Annotated in this window: 7 protein-coding genes; 6 read left to right on the top strand and 1 reads right to left on the bottom strand. The window is 35.0% G+C overall.

Annotation, left to right across the window (positions count from 1 at the left end):
- Positions 1 to 91 precede the first annotated feature (91 nt).
- On the top strand, positions 92 to 4,399 hold the full coding sequence (gene rpoC / locus GWR14_RS18545; RefSeq protein WP_163410590.1) for a DNA-directed RNA polymerase subunit beta': 4,308 nt from the start codon (positions 92 to 94) through the stop codon (positions 4,397 to 4,399).
- A 52-nt stretch (positions 4,400 to 4,451) separates the two neighbouring features.
- A complete protein-coding gene (locus tag GWR14_RS18550; protein ID WP_163410592.1) occupies positions 4,452 to 4,760 on the top strand; it encodes a DUF3467 domain-containing protein in 309 nt (102 codons plus the stop codon).
- Positions 4,761 to 5,005: 245 nt separating this feature from the next.
- On the opposite strand, the gene GWR14_RS18555 is transcribed toward GWR14_RS18550, so the two are convergent.
- Entirely contained in the window at positions 5,006 to 6,598 is a 1,593-nt protein-coding gene (locus GWR14_RS18555; RefSeq protein ID WP_163410593.1) for a peptide chain release factor 3, read from the bottom strand.
- 329 nt (positions 6,599 to 6,927) lie between these two features.
- On the opposite strand from GWR14_RS18555, the gene GWR14_RS18560 reads away from it, so the two are divergent.
- The 4 genes from GWR14_RS18560 to GWR14_RS18575 all read left to right on the top strand — a co-directional run bounded on the left by GWR14_RS18560 (position 6,928) and on the right by GWR14_RS18575 (position 15,277).
- Positions 6,928 to 8,361 (top strand): peptidylprolyl isomerase, encoded by a 1,434-nt coding sequence (locus GWR14_RS18560; protein ID WP_163410595.1) that lies wholly within the window; start codon positions 6,928 to 6,930, stop codon positions 8,359 to 8,361.
- Between the two features lie 78 nt (positions 8,362 to 8,439).
- A complete protein-coding gene (locus GWR14_RS18565; RefSeq protein ID WP_163410597.1) occupies positions 8,440 to 9,393 on the top strand; it encodes an AAA family ATPase in 954 nt (317 codons plus the stop codon).
- Positions 9,394 to 9,877: 484 nt separating this feature from the next.
- A complete protein-coding gene (locus GWR14_RS18570; protein WP_163410599.1) occupies positions 9,878 to 12,643 on the top strand; it encodes a bifunctional aconitate hydratase 2/2-methylisocitrate dehydratase in 2,766 nt (921 codons plus the stop codon).
- Between the two features lie 369 nt (positions 12,644 to 13,012).
- Positions 13,013 to 15,277 carry an aconitate hydratase gene (locus tag GWR14_RS18575; RefSeq protein WP_163410600.1) on the top strand — a complete coding sequence of 755 codons (2,265 nt, stop codon included), beginning with the start codon at positions 13,013 to 13,015 and terminating at the stop codon, positions 15,275 to 15,277.
- Positions 15,278 to 15,635 lie beyond the last annotated feature (358 nt).

Consider the following 15,635-nt stretch of genomic DNA (forward strand, 5'->3'; position numbering starts at 1 on the left):
AGCTGAATGATTAACTCTTTGATTTTTTGAAGAGTAGATTATAAATCTAAATTCAATTTTTTAATTGCAAAATAAATCAATAGTAAAAACTATGATGAATAACAGAAACAATAAAGACAAAAATCCAGTAAAAAGATTTAACAAAATCTCTATTGGATTGGCTTCACCAGAATCTATCCTGAAAGAATCAAGAGGAGAGGTTTTAAAGCCGGAAACAATTAACTATAGAACTCACAAACCAGAGCGTGACGGACTTTTCTGCGAAAGAATCTTCGGACCAGTAAAAGATTTCGAATGTGCTTGTGGTAAGTATAAAAGAATTCGTTACAAAGGTATTATCTGTGACCGTTGTGGTGTTGAAGTTACTGAGAAAAAAGTACGTCGTGATAGAGTAGGACACATCAACCTTGTTGTGCCAATCGCTCACATTTGGTACTTCCGTTCTCTTCCAAACAAAATTGGTTATATCCTTGGTCTTCCATCTAAGAAATTAGATATGATCATTTACTACGAAAGATATGTAGTAATCCAAGCTGGTATTGCTAAAAATGCAGATGGAGAATCATTACAAAGATTAGATTTCTTAACTGAAGAAGAATACCTAAACATTTTAGATACTCTTCCACAAGAAAATCAATATTTAGATGATTTAGATCCTAATAAGTTTGTTGCCAAAATGGGAGCAGAGTGTATTATGGATTTATTAGCTCGTATTGACCTAGATGCTTTATCTTATGAATTAAGACACAGCGCTAACAACGAGACTTCTAAACAAAGAAAAACGGAGGCTTTAAAAAGATTACAAGTTGTTGAATCTTTCCGTGAGTCGAACGAAAACCGCGAAAACCGTCCGGAATGGATGATTATGAAAGTGGTTCCAGTTATCCCACCAGAATTACGTCCACTTGTACCACTTGATGGAGGTCGTTTTGCAACTTCAGATTTGAACGACTTATACCGTCGTGTAATCATCCGTAACAACCGTTTGAAAAGATTAATGGAGATTAAAGCTCCAGAAGTTATCTTAAGAAACGAGAAACGTATGTTACAAGAATCTGTAGATTCATTATTCGATAACACACGTAAAGCTTCTGCTGTTAAAACAGAATCAAACAGACCATTAAAATCATTATCTGACTCATTAAAAGGTAAACAAGGACGTTTCCGTCAAAACCTTTTAGGAAAACGTGTGGATTATTCTGCTCGTTCGGTAATTGTCGTTGGTCCAGAGTTAAAATTATATGAGTGCGGATTGCCAAAAGATATGGCTTCTGAGTTATACAAACCTTTCGTTATCCGTAAATTGATTGAAAGAGGTATTGTAAAAACAGTAAAATCTGCTAAGAAAATCATTGACAAAAAAGAGCCAGTAGTTTGGGATATCCTTGAAAACGTAATTAAAGGACATCCAGTATTACTTAACCGTGCTCCTACTTTGCACAGACTTGGTATTCAGGCATTCCAACCAAAATTAATTGAAGGAAAAGCAATCCAGTTACACCCATTAGTATGTACGGCATTCAACGCCGATTTCGATGGTGACCAGATGGCGGTTCACTTACCATTAGGACCAGAGGCTATTTTAGAGGCTCAATTATTAATGCTGGCTTCTCACAATATCTTGAACCCTGCAAATGGTGCTCCAATTACTGTACCTTCTCAGGACATGGTCTTGGGTCTATACTATATGACCAAAGAGCGTATTTCTACAGAAGATCACAAAATTATCGGTCAGGATTTGACTTTCTATTCTGCTGAAGAAGTAAATATTGCATTAAACGAAGGAAGATTAGAATTGAATGCTCGTGTGAAAATTAGAGCTAAAGATTTTAATGACGCTGGAGAATTAGTGTACCAAATTATTCAAACAACTGCAGGACGTGTATTATTTAACGAAGTAGTACCTGAAGCAGCTGGATATATCAACGACGTATTGACTAAGAAAAACCTTAGAGATATTATCGGACACATTTTAAGTGTGACTGATGTACCTACAACGGCAGCTTTCTTGGATAATATGAAAGATATGGGGTATAAATTCGCATTTAGAGGAGGTTTATCATTCTCTTTAGGTGATATTAGAATTCCAGAACAAAAAACGAAGTTAATTGCAGATGCCAGAGAGCAAGTTGAAGGTATCTCAACTAACTATAACATGGGTCTTATCACAAATAACGAGCGTTACAACCAAGTTATTGACGTATGGACTTCAGCAAATGCTCAGTTAACAGAATTAGCAATGAAAAATATTAGAGAAGACCAACAAGGTTTCAACTCTGTATATATGATGCTTGACTCTGGGGCGAGGGGTTCTAAGGAGCAGATTCGTCAGTTAACGGGTATGCGTGGTTTGATGGCTAAGCCTAAAAAATCTACTGCTGGTGGTGGTGAGATTATTGAAAACCCGATTCTTTCTAACTTTAAGGAAGGTCTTTCTATCCTTGAGTACTTTATCTCTACTCACGGTGCTCGTAAAGGTCTTGCGGATACGGCTCTTAAAACAGCCGATGCTGGTTACTTGACAAGAAGGCTTCATGACGTTTCTCAAGATGTCATTGTTAACATCGAAGACTGTGGAACTTTAAGAGGTGTTGAAGTTGCTGCATTGAAGAAAAATGAGGAAATCGTTGAATCTTTAGGAGAGAGAATTCTTGGACGTGTTGCATTACAAGACGTAATTAATCCTCTTACTAATGAAGTAATGGTTAAATCTGGGGAGCAAATTACAGAATCAATTATGAGAACTATCGAAGCTTCTCCAATTGAGAAAGTAGAGGTTAGATCTCCATTAACTTGTGAAGCTTTAAAAGGTATTTGTGCTAAATGTTACGGTAGAAACTTAGCTACTGGTAAGATGACACAAAGAGGTGAAGCTGTCGGAGTTATTGCAGCTCAGTCTATTGGAGAGCCAGGTACACAGTTAACACTTCGTACGTTCCACGTTGGAGGGGTTGCCGGAGGTATCTCTGAAGAGTCTAGTATCGTTACAAGATTCGCAGGTAGACTTGAAATTGAAGATTTAAAAACGGTTAAAGGTGAAGACAGCGAAGGAAATTCAGTTGATATCGTAGTTTCACGTTCAACAGAGTTAAAATTAGTTGATGAGAAAACCGGAATTGTTTTAAATACACATAATATTCCTTACGGATCTAGTATTTTTGTTAATGATGGTGATGTTGTTACTAAAGGAACTGTAATCTGTAAGTGGGATCCATATAACGGTGTAATTGTTTCTGAGTTTACTGGTAAGATTGCTTACGAAGATTTAGAGCAAGGACAGACATTCATGGTTGAAATTGATGAGCAGACAGGTTTCCAGGAAAAAGTAATTTCTGAGGCAAGAAACAAAAAATTAATTCCAACTTTATTGGTTTACGGTAAAGAAGGAGAATTGATTCGTTCATACAATTTACCAGTAGGTGCACACTTGATGGTTGAGAATGGTGAGAAAATTAAAGCGGGTAAAGTATTAGTTAAGATTCCTCGTCGTTCTTCTAAATCTGGGGATATTACAGGAGGTTTACCAAGAATTACAGAGTTGTTAGAGGCTCGTAATCCTTCGAACCCAGCTGTAGTTTCTGAAATTGATGGTGTTGTTTCTTTTGGAAAAATCAAAAGAGGTAACCGTGAGATTGTAATCGAGTCTAAGTTTGGTGATGTTAGAAAATATCTTGTAAAATTATCAAGTCAAATCCTTGTTCAGGAAAACGACTTTGTAAGAGCAGGTGTTCCATTGTCTGATGGAGCTATTACTCCGGATGATATTTTGAGAATTCAGGGACCAGCTGCTGTTCAACAGTATTTGGTTAATGAAATTCAGGAAGTTTACCGTTTACAAGGGGTAAAAATCAATGATAAGCACTTTGAGGTAGTTATTCGTCAAATGATGCGTAAAGTTAAGGTAGAAGATCCTGGAGATACATTATTCTTGGAAGATCAATTAATTCATACTAAAGATTTCATCGTTCAAAACGATAAATTATATGGAATGAAGGTAGTTGAAGATGCCGGAGATTCTTCAGTGTTGAAACCAGGTCAGATCATTACACCTCGTGAATTACGTGATGAAAACTCATTACTGAAACGAAACGATAGAAATCTTGTTGTAGCAAGAGACGTAATCACTGCGACTGCGACACCAGTTTTACAAGGTATTACAAGAGCTTCGTTACAAACTAAATCATTCATTTCTGCGGCTTCATTCCAGGAGACAACGAAAGTACTTAACGAAGCTGCAGTAGCTGGTAAAGTAGATGATCTTGAAGGATTGAAAGAAAATGTAATTGTTGGACACAGAATTCCTGCAGGAACTGGTATGAGAGAATACGATAATACAATCGTAGGTTCTAAAGACGATTACAATGAAATGATGGCAAATAAAGAAGAATACATTTATTAATTCTTAACAATTCCCTCTTTTTAAAAAGAGGGAATTTAAAAAATATTTAATTATGAGTAATCCGAAACAACAAGAACAAATTAATATTGAATTAGATGAAAATATTGCAGAGGGAATTTATTCAAATCTTGCAATTATAAATCATTCTTCATCTGAATTTGTTTTAGATTTTGTAAATATTATGCCGGGTACTCCAAAAGCCAAGGTGAAATCAAGAATTGTTTTGACGCCACAACATGCTAAAAGATTATTGAGAGCAATTGGAGAAAATATTCATCGCTTTGAAGCAGCCCATGGTGAAATCAAAGAAACTGAACAAGCACCAATTCCGCTTAATTTTGGTCCGGCAGGACAAGCATAAATTTAAAAAAGCTCCATTTTTGGAGCTTTTTTTATAAAGAGTTAGTTATAGATTAATTAAAGAATGTGCACTTAATCTGATTTAATTCAATTTCAACGAGTATATTTTAATTGATTATTGATTTGATATACTTTTGAATCAACATAAAATAAGAAAATTAATTTTTGAAATAAAGGTTAATTTAATTCTATTAAAAAAGCGCCAATTCTACAATTGGCGCTTTTTGATTTTTGTGCTTTGATTTTTTAATCAAATTCAGAAGTGAAGAATAATTTCACATTTGGATATTTGCTTTGTGTCATCTGAATTGTAAAATCGGAATCCGCTAAAAATACCAATTGGCCGTATTTATCATGCGCCAGGAATTTTTGTTTAATTCTCTTAAATTCCTTAAATTCTTCACTTTTTGGATCATTTGGTTTAACCCAGCAGGCTTTGTGGACAGGAAAATTTTCGTAAGTACATTTTGCACCGTATTCATGTTCAAGACGGTATTGGATTACCTCATACTGCAATGCTCCAACAGTTCCGATAATTTTACGGTTATTCATCTCTAATGTGAATAACTGTGCTACACCTTCATCCATTAATTGGTCAATTCCTTTATCCAGCTGTTTGGCTTTCATTGGATCAGCATTGTTTATGTATCTAAAATGCTCCGGTGAGAAACTTGGGATTCCTTTAAAGCTCATTAATTCTCCTTCAGTCAAAGTATCTCCAATTTTAAAGTTTCCGGTGTCATGGAGGCCAACAATGTCACCAGGATAAGAGATATCTACGATTTCTTTTTTCTCTGCAAAAAAGGCATTCGGACTAGAGAATTTTAGGTTTTTCTTCTGGCGAACGTGGTAATAAGGTTTGTTTCTTTCAAAAGTTCCGGAAACAATTTTGATAAATGCCAAACGGTCACGGTGTTTTGGATCCATATTAGCATGGATTTTAAATACAAAACCAGACATTTTTTCTTCTGCAGGATCAACTGTGCGGGTTTCAGAATCTTTTGGTCGAGGAGAAGGAGCAATTGTAATAAAGCAATCTAATAATTCGCGAACTCCAAAATTATTTAAAGCCGAACCAAAGAATACTGGTTGGATTTTTCCGTCTAAGTAATCCTGACGTTCGAATTTTGGATATACTTCGTCGATTAATTCTAATTCTTCACGAAGTTTATCAGCTGCTTTCTGCCCTACAATTTTATCTAATTCCGGATTGTTTTGAACATCCGAAAAAGCAATTGTTTCTTCTATATTTTTACGGCTGTCTCCACTGAAAAGATTAATATTTTCTTCCCATAAATTGTAAATTCCCTGAAAATCATATCCCATGCCAATCGGGAAACTCAAAGGTGTAACTTTTAAACCTAACTTTTGTTCTACTTCATCCATTAGATCAAAAGCATCTTTACCTTCACGGTCTAATTTGTTGATGAAAACAATCATCGGAATGTTACGCATTCTACAAACTGAAACCAGTTTTTCAGTTTGTTCTTCAACCCCTTTTGCAACGTCAATTACAACAATAACACTGTCAACAGCGGTTAAAGTTCTAAATGTATCTTCTGCAAAATCCTTGTGTCCTGGAGTATCAAGAATATTGATTTTTTTATCTTTATAATTAAAAGCAAGTACAGATGTTGAAACCGAAATCCCTCTTTGGCGTTCGATTTCCATAAAGTCACTGGTTGCTCCCTTTTTAATTTTGTTGTTCTTTACGGCGCCAGCCTCCTGAATAGCTCCTCCAAACAACAATAATTTTTCTGTTAAAGTTGTTTTACCTGCATCGGGGTGCGAGATGATTCCGAAGGTTCTTCTGCGTTGTATTTCTTTTAAAAAGCTCATATTTTATATAAATAGGCTGCAAAAATACTATTATTTAATACGATTTAAAAATAAATACCGTTCTGTTTTGTTTTTGACTGCCATGGTTTTGATGTTTTGCCGATAAGAAATTATTTTAAAATTTTTATAAAGCTTAAAGCATTTTTGGTAGTGTATAATTTTTTGTTAATACTATGGCTGATAGTTGTATTATCTAATTGAATTGTTATTTTTGTTCGCTATAAGTTGTTAAAACTGGATACTGTATTTTTTATTTTTAAAATATTGATTTCAGTTAAAAGAAGAAACGTAGATATTAAGATTCTTACATTCAAATTAAATTTAAAATAATGTTATTAAAAAAATTACAGCTAAAAACTATTGATTACAAATTGGTACTAACAATATGTTTTTTACTTTTTTTTCACTCAATTATTTTCGCTCAGGAAATTATTAAGGATGTTGTTGCCGAAAAACCGGCAGAATCGGCGTCGATCAATAAACAAAAAGTTGACGGTATTATCGCTACAGTTGGGGATTATATTATTTTAGATTCGGATATTGATAAAGGATTTCTTGAAATCACTGCTCAGGGAGGATCGACAAAAGACGTAACCAGATGTCAGATGCTGGGTAAGCTTTTGGAAGATAAATTATATGCACATCAGGCAATTCAGGATAGTATTATTGTGAGTGATGCTGAAGTGAAAAGTATGATGGATGAAAGGTTGACTTATATGATGAGGCAAACTGGTGGGGATATTAATAAAATTGTAGAATTTTACAAGAAAAGTTCAGTTGAAGAATTTAAAACATATTTTGCCGATATTTTAAAAGAGCAGAAATTATCTGCAGAAATGCAAAAAAAGATTGTTGATGCTGTAGAAATCACTCCGGAAGAAGTTCGTAATTTCTTTAAGAAAATACCAAAAGATGAATTGCCAACTTTTGGTGCTGAAATGGAAGTTGCACAGATTGTCGTAGAGCCTAAAGTTTCAGAAGCTGATAAACAGAAGGTTAAAGATAGGTTGAATTCTATTCGAAAAGACGTTCTAGAAGGTTCAAGTTTTGCTACAAAAGCAGTTTTATATTCTCAGGATCCTGGATCTTCTTCTGCGGGAGGCTATTACAAAATGACGAGGAAAACCCCTTTTGTTAAAGAATTTAAAGATGTTGCTTTTAGTCTTGCAGAAGGTGAGATTTCTGAGCCCTTTGAAACAACGTATGGTTATCATATCATAATGGTGGATAAGATTAAAGGTCAGGAAGTAGAATTACGTCATATTTTAATATCTCCTACTGTTTCTGAAACTGCGTTAAAAGAAGCAAAAGAAAGGATTATAAATATTAGAAATAAAATAGTAGGTAATGAAATTTCTTTTGCAGATGCAGCAAGAAATGATTCTGATCAAAAAGAAACAAGAGCAAATGGAGGTACTTTAGTTAATCCAAACACTCAGGATACACGTTTTGAGCTTACTAAAATGGATTCGGCATTGTTTAATCAGGTTTCAAATTTGAAAGACCATGAGGTTTCTCAACCAATTCTGGATCAGGATGACAAAGGAAAAAAAACATACAAACTGATTACTGTAACAAACAGAATAGACGATCACGTTGCCGATTATGCCAAAGATTATACTAAAATTAAAGAACTGGCTTTGAAAGAAAAGCAAATTAATGCTATCGGAAAATGGTTTGATGATAAAATCAAAGATACTTACATCAAAATAATTGGAGAGTATAGAGATTGTACTTTTACAAACAATTGGTTAAAAAAATAATTTTTATAAAATAAATAAAAAGAGTTAGTTTTATGAAATCATAGAATTAACTCTTTTTTAATTTAAAAACATACTTAAATGTCTGACGTAGCGGCAATTCATAAATTAGTTGAGAAACGAAATGAATTAAAAACCGAAATAGCAAAAATTATCGTAGGCCAGGATGCCGTTGTAGATCAAATTTTACTCTGCATATTTTCAGGAGGTCACGCGCTTTTAATAGGTGTACCGGGGCTTGCAAAAACTTTAATGATAAATACGTTGTCTCAGGCTTTAGGTTTGGATTTCAAAAGAATTCAGTTTACGCCGGATTTGATGCCTTCAGATATTTTAGGAAGTGAAATCCTGGATGAGAACAGAAATTTCAAATTCATTAAAGGACCAATTTTTTCTAATATTATTCTGGCAGACGAGATCAACAGAACGCCTCCAAAAACACAGGCAGCTTTATTAGAAGCAATGCAGGAAAGATCGGTAACTATAGCAGGACAACATCATAAATTAGATTTACCTTATTTTGTCTTAGCAACTCAAAACCCGATTGAGCAAGAAGGAACTTATCCTTTGCCAGAAGCACAGCTAGATCGTTTTATGTTTGCGATAAAATTAGAATATCCAACTTTTGAAGAAGAAGTGCAAGTAGTAAAAAGAACAACTTCTGATGCAAAAACAGTAATTAATCCGTTATTCAATGCGCAGGAAATTATAGACTTTCAGCATTTAATTCGTAGGATTCCTGTAGCAGACAATGTTGTAGAATATGCAGTTACCTTAGTAAGCAAAACTCGTCCCGATAATGTATTGACAAATGATTTTGTGAAAAATTATCTGGATTGGGGGGCAGGTCCGAGAGCTTCGCAAAATTTAATTTTGGCAGCCAAGGCACATGCCGCTTTTAACGGGAAATTTTCACCGGATATTGAAGATGTTAAGGCAGTTGCAACAGGAATCTTAAGACACCGAATTATTAAAAATTACAAAGCAGATGCTGAAGGAATAACGGAAGAAGTTATTATTCAGAAATTATTGTAAAAAGATAGCAATTACGATTTTTATTGCCCGGTCATTAAAAAATAGCCGGGCTTTATTTTTTTATACTCATAACTAAAATTTTTAAAAATTATTTTGGGAAAAGGATTGTTGGGAAATAATTTGTAAAAAAGAGGTGATTGTTTTAAAATTTCGAGATCGATAGATGTAAGTAGTTTTACTTATGTTTGATTTTTTTTGACAAACTATAACGTTATAAATACTTATTTGGAAAGATTCTTTGTTGAAATAGAGCTAAAATCCGACTTCCTTTTGTAACATTAAATTTTGACTTTGTTAAAGAAAGGATTTTAAAATATCAATAATTTATTTTTTTAATATAATTTTAAATTATTATCAAAAAAGGTTGGTTAAAGTTGTTTTTTGGCAATAATTTTTTTTGAAAAGGCGACTTCTATTATATTTTTTTAAATTCTCGGCTTTAATGTTTAAATTTGTCTCCAAAAAAAATAAATCCGCTTTTATTATGAATATTTATCAGGATTACATTCAAGAAATTGAAGAAAGAAAAAATCAGGGATTACACCCTAAACCAATTGATGGAGCTGAATTAGTAAGCGAAATCATTGCTCAAATTAAAGATGTTGATAACGCACATCGCGAAGATTCTCTTAAGTTTTTTATTTACAATACTTTACCAGGTACTACAAGTGCTGCTGGTGAAAAAGCAAAGTTTTTAAAAGAAATCATTTTAGGTCAGTCTGTAGTAAAAGAGATTACACCTGCTTTTGCTTTTGAATTATTATCTCACATGAAGGGAGGACCTTCTATTGAAGTATTGCTGGATTTAGCTTTAGGAAATGATGCTTCAATTGCTAAACAAGCAGCTGAAGTTTTAAAAACTCAAGTTTATTTATATGATGCTGATACAGCTCGTTTAGCAGAAGCTTACAGCGCTGGTAACACATTTGCAAAAGAAATTTTAGAAAGCTACGCAAAAGCTGAATTTTTTACAAAATTACCAGAAGTTGCTGAAGAAATTAAAGTGGTTACTTACATCGCTGCAGAAGGTGATATTTCTACTGATTTATTATCTCCGGGTAACCAGGCACACTCTCGTTCTGACCGTGAATTACATGGAAAATGTATGATCACTCCTGAAGCTCAGGCAGAAATTAAAGCATTGCAAGCACAGCATCCAGATGCTTCTGTTATGTTAATCGCTGAAAAAGGAACAATGGGAGTTGGATCTTCTCGTATGTCAGGTGTGAACAACGTAGCTTTATGGACTGGTAAGCAAGCATCTCCATATATTCCTTTCGTGAACATTGCTCCAATTGTAGCAGGTACTAACGGAATCTCTCCTATCTTCTTAACTACTGTAGACGTAACGGGTGGTATCGGTATCGACTTACAAAATTGGGTAAAGAAAACAGATGCAGAAGGAAACGTAGTTCGTAACGAAGCTGGTGATCCTGTTTTAGAAGAGGTTTATTCTGTAGCTACAGGAACTGTATTAACAATCAATACAAAAGCTAAAAAATTATACAACGGTGAGAAAGAATTAAAAGATATTTCTAAATCTTTCACTCCTCAAAAATTAGAGTTTATCAAAGCGGGTGGATCTTATGCTATCGTTTTTGGTAAAAAAATCCAAACATTTGCTGCACAAACTTTAGGAGTTATTGCTCCAACAGTATTTGCACCAGCTAAAGAAGTTTCTATAGAAGGTCAGGGATTAACTGCTGTTGAAAAAATCTTCAACAAAAATGCAGTTGGTGTAACTCCAGGTAAAACATTATATGCAGGATCAGACGTACGTGTGAAAGTTAACATCGTAGGTTCTCAGGATACTACAGGTTTGATGACTGCTCAGGAATTAGAGTCGATGGCTGCTACAGTTATTTCTCCAGTTGTTGATGGTGCTTACCAATCAGGATGTCACACAGCTTCAGTTTGGGACAAAAAAGCGCAAGCTAATATTCCTAAATTAATGAAGTTCATGAATGATTTCGGTGTTATTACAGCGAGAGACCCTAAAGGAGAATATCATTCAATGACGGACGTTATTCACAAAGTGTTAAATGATATTACAATTGATGAGTGGGCAATTATAATCGGTGGAGATTCACATACACGTATGTCTAAAGGGGTTGCTTTCGGTGCCGATTCAGGAACTGTAGCTTTAGCTTTAGCAACAGGTGAAGCTTCTATGCCAATTCCGGAATCTGTAAAAGTTACTTTTAAAGGTGAGATGAAACAACACATGGATTTCCGTGATGTAGTTCATGCGACGCAATCTCAAATGTTGAAGCAATTTGATGGTGAGAACGTTTTCCAAGGTCGTATTATTGAGGTTCATATCGGAACTTTATTAGCTGATCAGGCGTTTACATTTACTGACTGGACTGCAGAAATGAAAGCGAAAGCTTCTATCTGTATTTCTCAGGACGAAACATTAATTCAATCGTTAGAAATTGCTAAGTCTCGTATCCAAATCATGATTGATAAAGGTATGGACAACAAAAACCAAGTTTTAAAAGGTTTAATTGATAAAGCAAACAAACGTATCGAGGAAATTAAAACAGGTGCTAAACCAGCTTTAACTCCAGACGATAATGCAAAATACTATGCTGAAGTTGTTATCGATTTAGGTTTAATCGAGGAGCCAATGATTGCTGACCCAGACGTTAACAATGTTGATGTTTCTAAACGTTATACACACGATACCATTCGCGAATTATCTTTTTATGGAACAGATAAAAAAGTAGATTTAGGTTTCGTAGGTTCTTGTATGGTTCATAAAGACGATTTAAAAATTGTTTCTCAAATGTTGCGTAATGTTGAAAAACAAAATGGGGAAGTTAAATTCAACGCCCCTTTAGTAGTTGCAGCTCCTACATATAACATCATCGACGAATTAAAAGCTGAAGGTGATTGGGAAATGCTACAAAAATATTCAGGTTTCGAATTCTCAGATGCCTTACCTAAATCAACAGCACGTACAGAATACGAAAACATTATGTATTTAGAGCGTCCTGGTTGTAACTTATGTATGGGTAACCAGGAAAAAGCTGAAAAAGGAGATACTGTATTAGCTACTTCAACTCGTTTGTTCCAAGGACGTGTAGTAGAGGATAGAGAGGGTAAAAAAGGAGAATCTTTATTAGCATCAACGCCAGTAGTTGTACTTTCTGCAATTTTAGGAAGAATGCCATCTATCGAAGAATATAAAGCTTCGGTTGAAGGTATCAACTTAACAAAATTCAAACCAATCTCTACTAAATTATAATAGTAGGAATTTCATAATTTCTAAGTGAGGCAATCTAGTAATAGGTTGCCTCTTTTTTTATATTTTGGGGCTGCTAAGCATCGTGCTATTCGAGTATAGTATTCATTCGTTCCTCGCTGTGGGTTGAAGCTTATATCTTTGCTGGATTACCGTTGCATGATTTGCTAAATCAAATTTTTAAGGCGGAATGTGCAATTGCAATAGGTTATTGTAAAGGTTAAATAATTATATTAGATTGATTTTCAATTTACTGCCTTTTAAGAAAAATAGAATAGTTTTAAATAATAGTATTAACAATTATTTTAGCATAAACCATAATAAAATCCTTAAATTTAAGCTGATTTACACTAACATAATTAATATATAAGTATGGCTTTTGATATAGAAATGATTAAAAAAGTGTATGACAACATGCCCGGTCGTGTTGATAAAGCACGCGAAATTGTTGGTCGTCCACTTACTTTAACAGAGAAAATTTTGTACAATCACCTTTGGGACGGAAATCCAACCAAAGCTTTTGGAAGAGGAGTTGATTATGTTGACTTCGCACCGGATCGTGTAGCCTGTCAGGATGCAACTGCGCAAATGGCCTTATTGCAATTTATGCATGCCGGTAAATCTAAAGTAGCAGTCCCTACAACGGTGCATTGTGATCACCTGATTCAGGCAAAAGTAGATGCTGCGACCGATTTAGCGAGAGCAAAAACACAAAGTAATGAAGTTTTCGATTTCCTATCGTCAGTTTCTAATAAATATGGAATCGGTTTTTGGAAACCGGGAGCTGGAATTATTCATCAGGTCGTACTTGAAAATTATGCTTTCCCGGGCGGAATGATGATTGGTACGGATTCTCATACTGTAAATGCAGGAGGTTTAGGAATGGTAGCTATTGGTGTTGGTGGAGCAGATGCTGTAGATGTTATGTCCGGAATGGCTTGGGAACTTAAGTTTCCTAAATTAATTGGAGTTAAATTAACAGGTAAATTATCTGGCTGGACAGCTCCTAAAGATGTTATCCTAAAAGTTGCCGGAATTTTGACTGTGAAAGGTGGTACCGGAGCAATAGTTGAATATTTTGGCGAAGGTGCAACTTCTATGTCCTGTACCGGTAAAGGAACGATTTGTAACATGGGAGCTGAAATTGGAGCTACAACTTCCACTTTTGGTTACGATGATTCTATGAGCCGTTACCTGCGCTCTACAAACAGAGCCGATGTTGCAGATGCTGCTGATAAAATAGCTTCTTACTTGACAGGAGACCCGGAAGTATATGCTGATCCTGAAAAATACTTTGATCAGGTTATCGAAATCAATTTATCTGAATTGGAACCGCATTTAAATGGACCTTTTACTCCAGATTTAGCTACTCCAATTTCTAAAATGAAAGAAGAGGCAATCAAAAACAACTGGCCATTGCAAATTCAGGTGGGTTTAATTGGTTCTTGTACCAACTCATCCTATGAAGATATTTCCCGTGCTGCCTCTTTAGCAAAACAGGTTTCAGAGAAAAACTTAAAAACAAAAGCAGAATTTACAATAACTCCTGGTTCTGAAGTGGTGCGTTCTACAATCGAAAGAGACGGATTTATAGATACTTTTAATAAAATCGGAGCAACAGTTTTTGCAAATGCCTGCGGACCATGTATTGGTATGTGGGACAGGGAAGGAGCTGAGAAAGAAGAAAGAAATACAATCGTTCACTCTTTCAATCGTAACTTCTCAAAACGCGCTGACGGTAATCCAAACACTTTGGCTTTCGTAGGCTCTCCGGAATTGGTAACAGCTTTAGCGATTGCAGGTGATTTAAGCTTTAATCCGTTAACAGATAAATTAATCAACGAAGAAGGCGAAGAAGTAATGCTTGATGAACCAACAGGAGATGAACTTCCGTCCAAAGGTTTCTATGCAGAAGATCCAGGATTTCAGGCTCCTGCCGAAGATGGTTCTGGAGTTACCGTTGTAGTAAATCCAACTTCAGAGCGTTTACAATTATTAGCTCCGTTTGATGCCTGGGATGGCAAAAATATTACAGGTGCCAAATTGCTGATAAAAGCATTTGGAAAATGTACAACCGACCATATTTCTATGGCTGGACCATGGCTGCGTTTCCGTGGACATTTAGATAATATTTCAAATAATATGCTTATTGGTGCGGTAAATGCATACAATCAAAAAACAAATTCGGTTAAAAATCAATTAACAGGTCAGTACGATGCTGTACCTGCTGTTGCGCGTGCCTACAAAGCTGCCGGAGTTCCATCTATAGTTGTTGGAGATCACAATTATGGAGAAGGTTCTTCCCGCGAACACGCTGCGATGGAGCCACGTTTCTTAGGTGTAAAAGCAGTACTGGTAAAATCTTTTGCCCGTATTCACGAAACGAATCTTAAAAAACAAGGTCTTTTAGGATTGACTTTTGCTAACGAAGCAGATTACGATAAAATTCAGGAAGATGATACCATTAATTTCTTAGACTTAACTGAATTTGCTCCGGGAAAACCATTAACCTTGGAGTTTGTTCACGCAAACGGTACAAAAGATATTATTTTAGCAAACCACACATACAACGAAGGCCAGATTGGATGGTTTGTTGCAGGGTCTGCATTAAATTTAATTGCTGCCGGAAAAGCTTAATTTTAAAAAATTAATATACTCAAGACGCTCTGTGAAAACAGGGCGTTTTTATTTGTAGCTATTCCGGCTGTCCGCTATATCTTTTGTCCCGATAACTATCGGGACAAAAGGATGCCGCTTCCATCCGGGCTATGACTCTGGTTTTCAAAATAACGTTTGGATTGAAATTTTAAGATTTTGAAACAAAAACATAACTCGCACAAAAACTTTAAGTTAGCTTCTGAAACGTTATATTTTTTCTAATCCCGAATAAATTTGTTACTAAAAAGCGTGTTTTTTTTACTTTAAAAAGTTAAATTAGCCTTTTTAGTAATATTATTTTCTTTTTTGAGTTGTAAAAACATAAGAAAAGAGTGAA

The organism is Flavobacterium ajazii (assembly GCF_010614725.1).
GTDB classification, from domain to species: Bacteria; Bacteroidota; Bacteroidia; order Flavobacteriales; family Flavobacteriaceae; genus Flavobacterium; species Flavobacterium ajazii.

Bases quoted from the DNA above. Each gene is read 5' to 3' on its own strand.
- rpoC (WP_163410590.1), top strand. From the start codon at position 92: ATGATGAATAACAGAAACAATAAAGACAAAAATCCAGTAAAAAGATTT.
- GWR14_RS18555 (WP_163410593.1), bottom strand. From the start codon at position 6,598: ATGAGCTTTTTAAAAGAAATACAACGCAGAAGAACCTTCGGAATCATC.
- GWR14_RS18560 (WP_163410595.1), top strand. From the start codon at position 6,928: ATGTTATTAAAAAAATTACAGCTAAAAACTATTGATTACAAATTGGTA.
- GWR14_RS18565 (WP_163410597.1), top strand. From the start codon at position 8,440: ATGTCTGACGTAGCGGCAATTCATAAATTAGTTGAGAAACGAAATGAA.
- GWR14_RS18570 (WP_163410599.1), top strand. From the start codon at position 9,878: ATGAATATTTATCAGGATTACATTCAAGAAATTGAAGAAAGAAAAAAT.
- GWR14_RS18575 (WP_163410600.1), top strand. From the start codon at position 13,013: ATGGCTTTTGATATAGAAATGATTAAAAAAGTGTATGACAACATGCCC.
- GWR14_RS18550 (WP_163410592.1), top strand. From the start codon at position 4,452: ATGAGTAATCCGAAACAACAAGAACAAATTAATATTGAATTAGATGAA.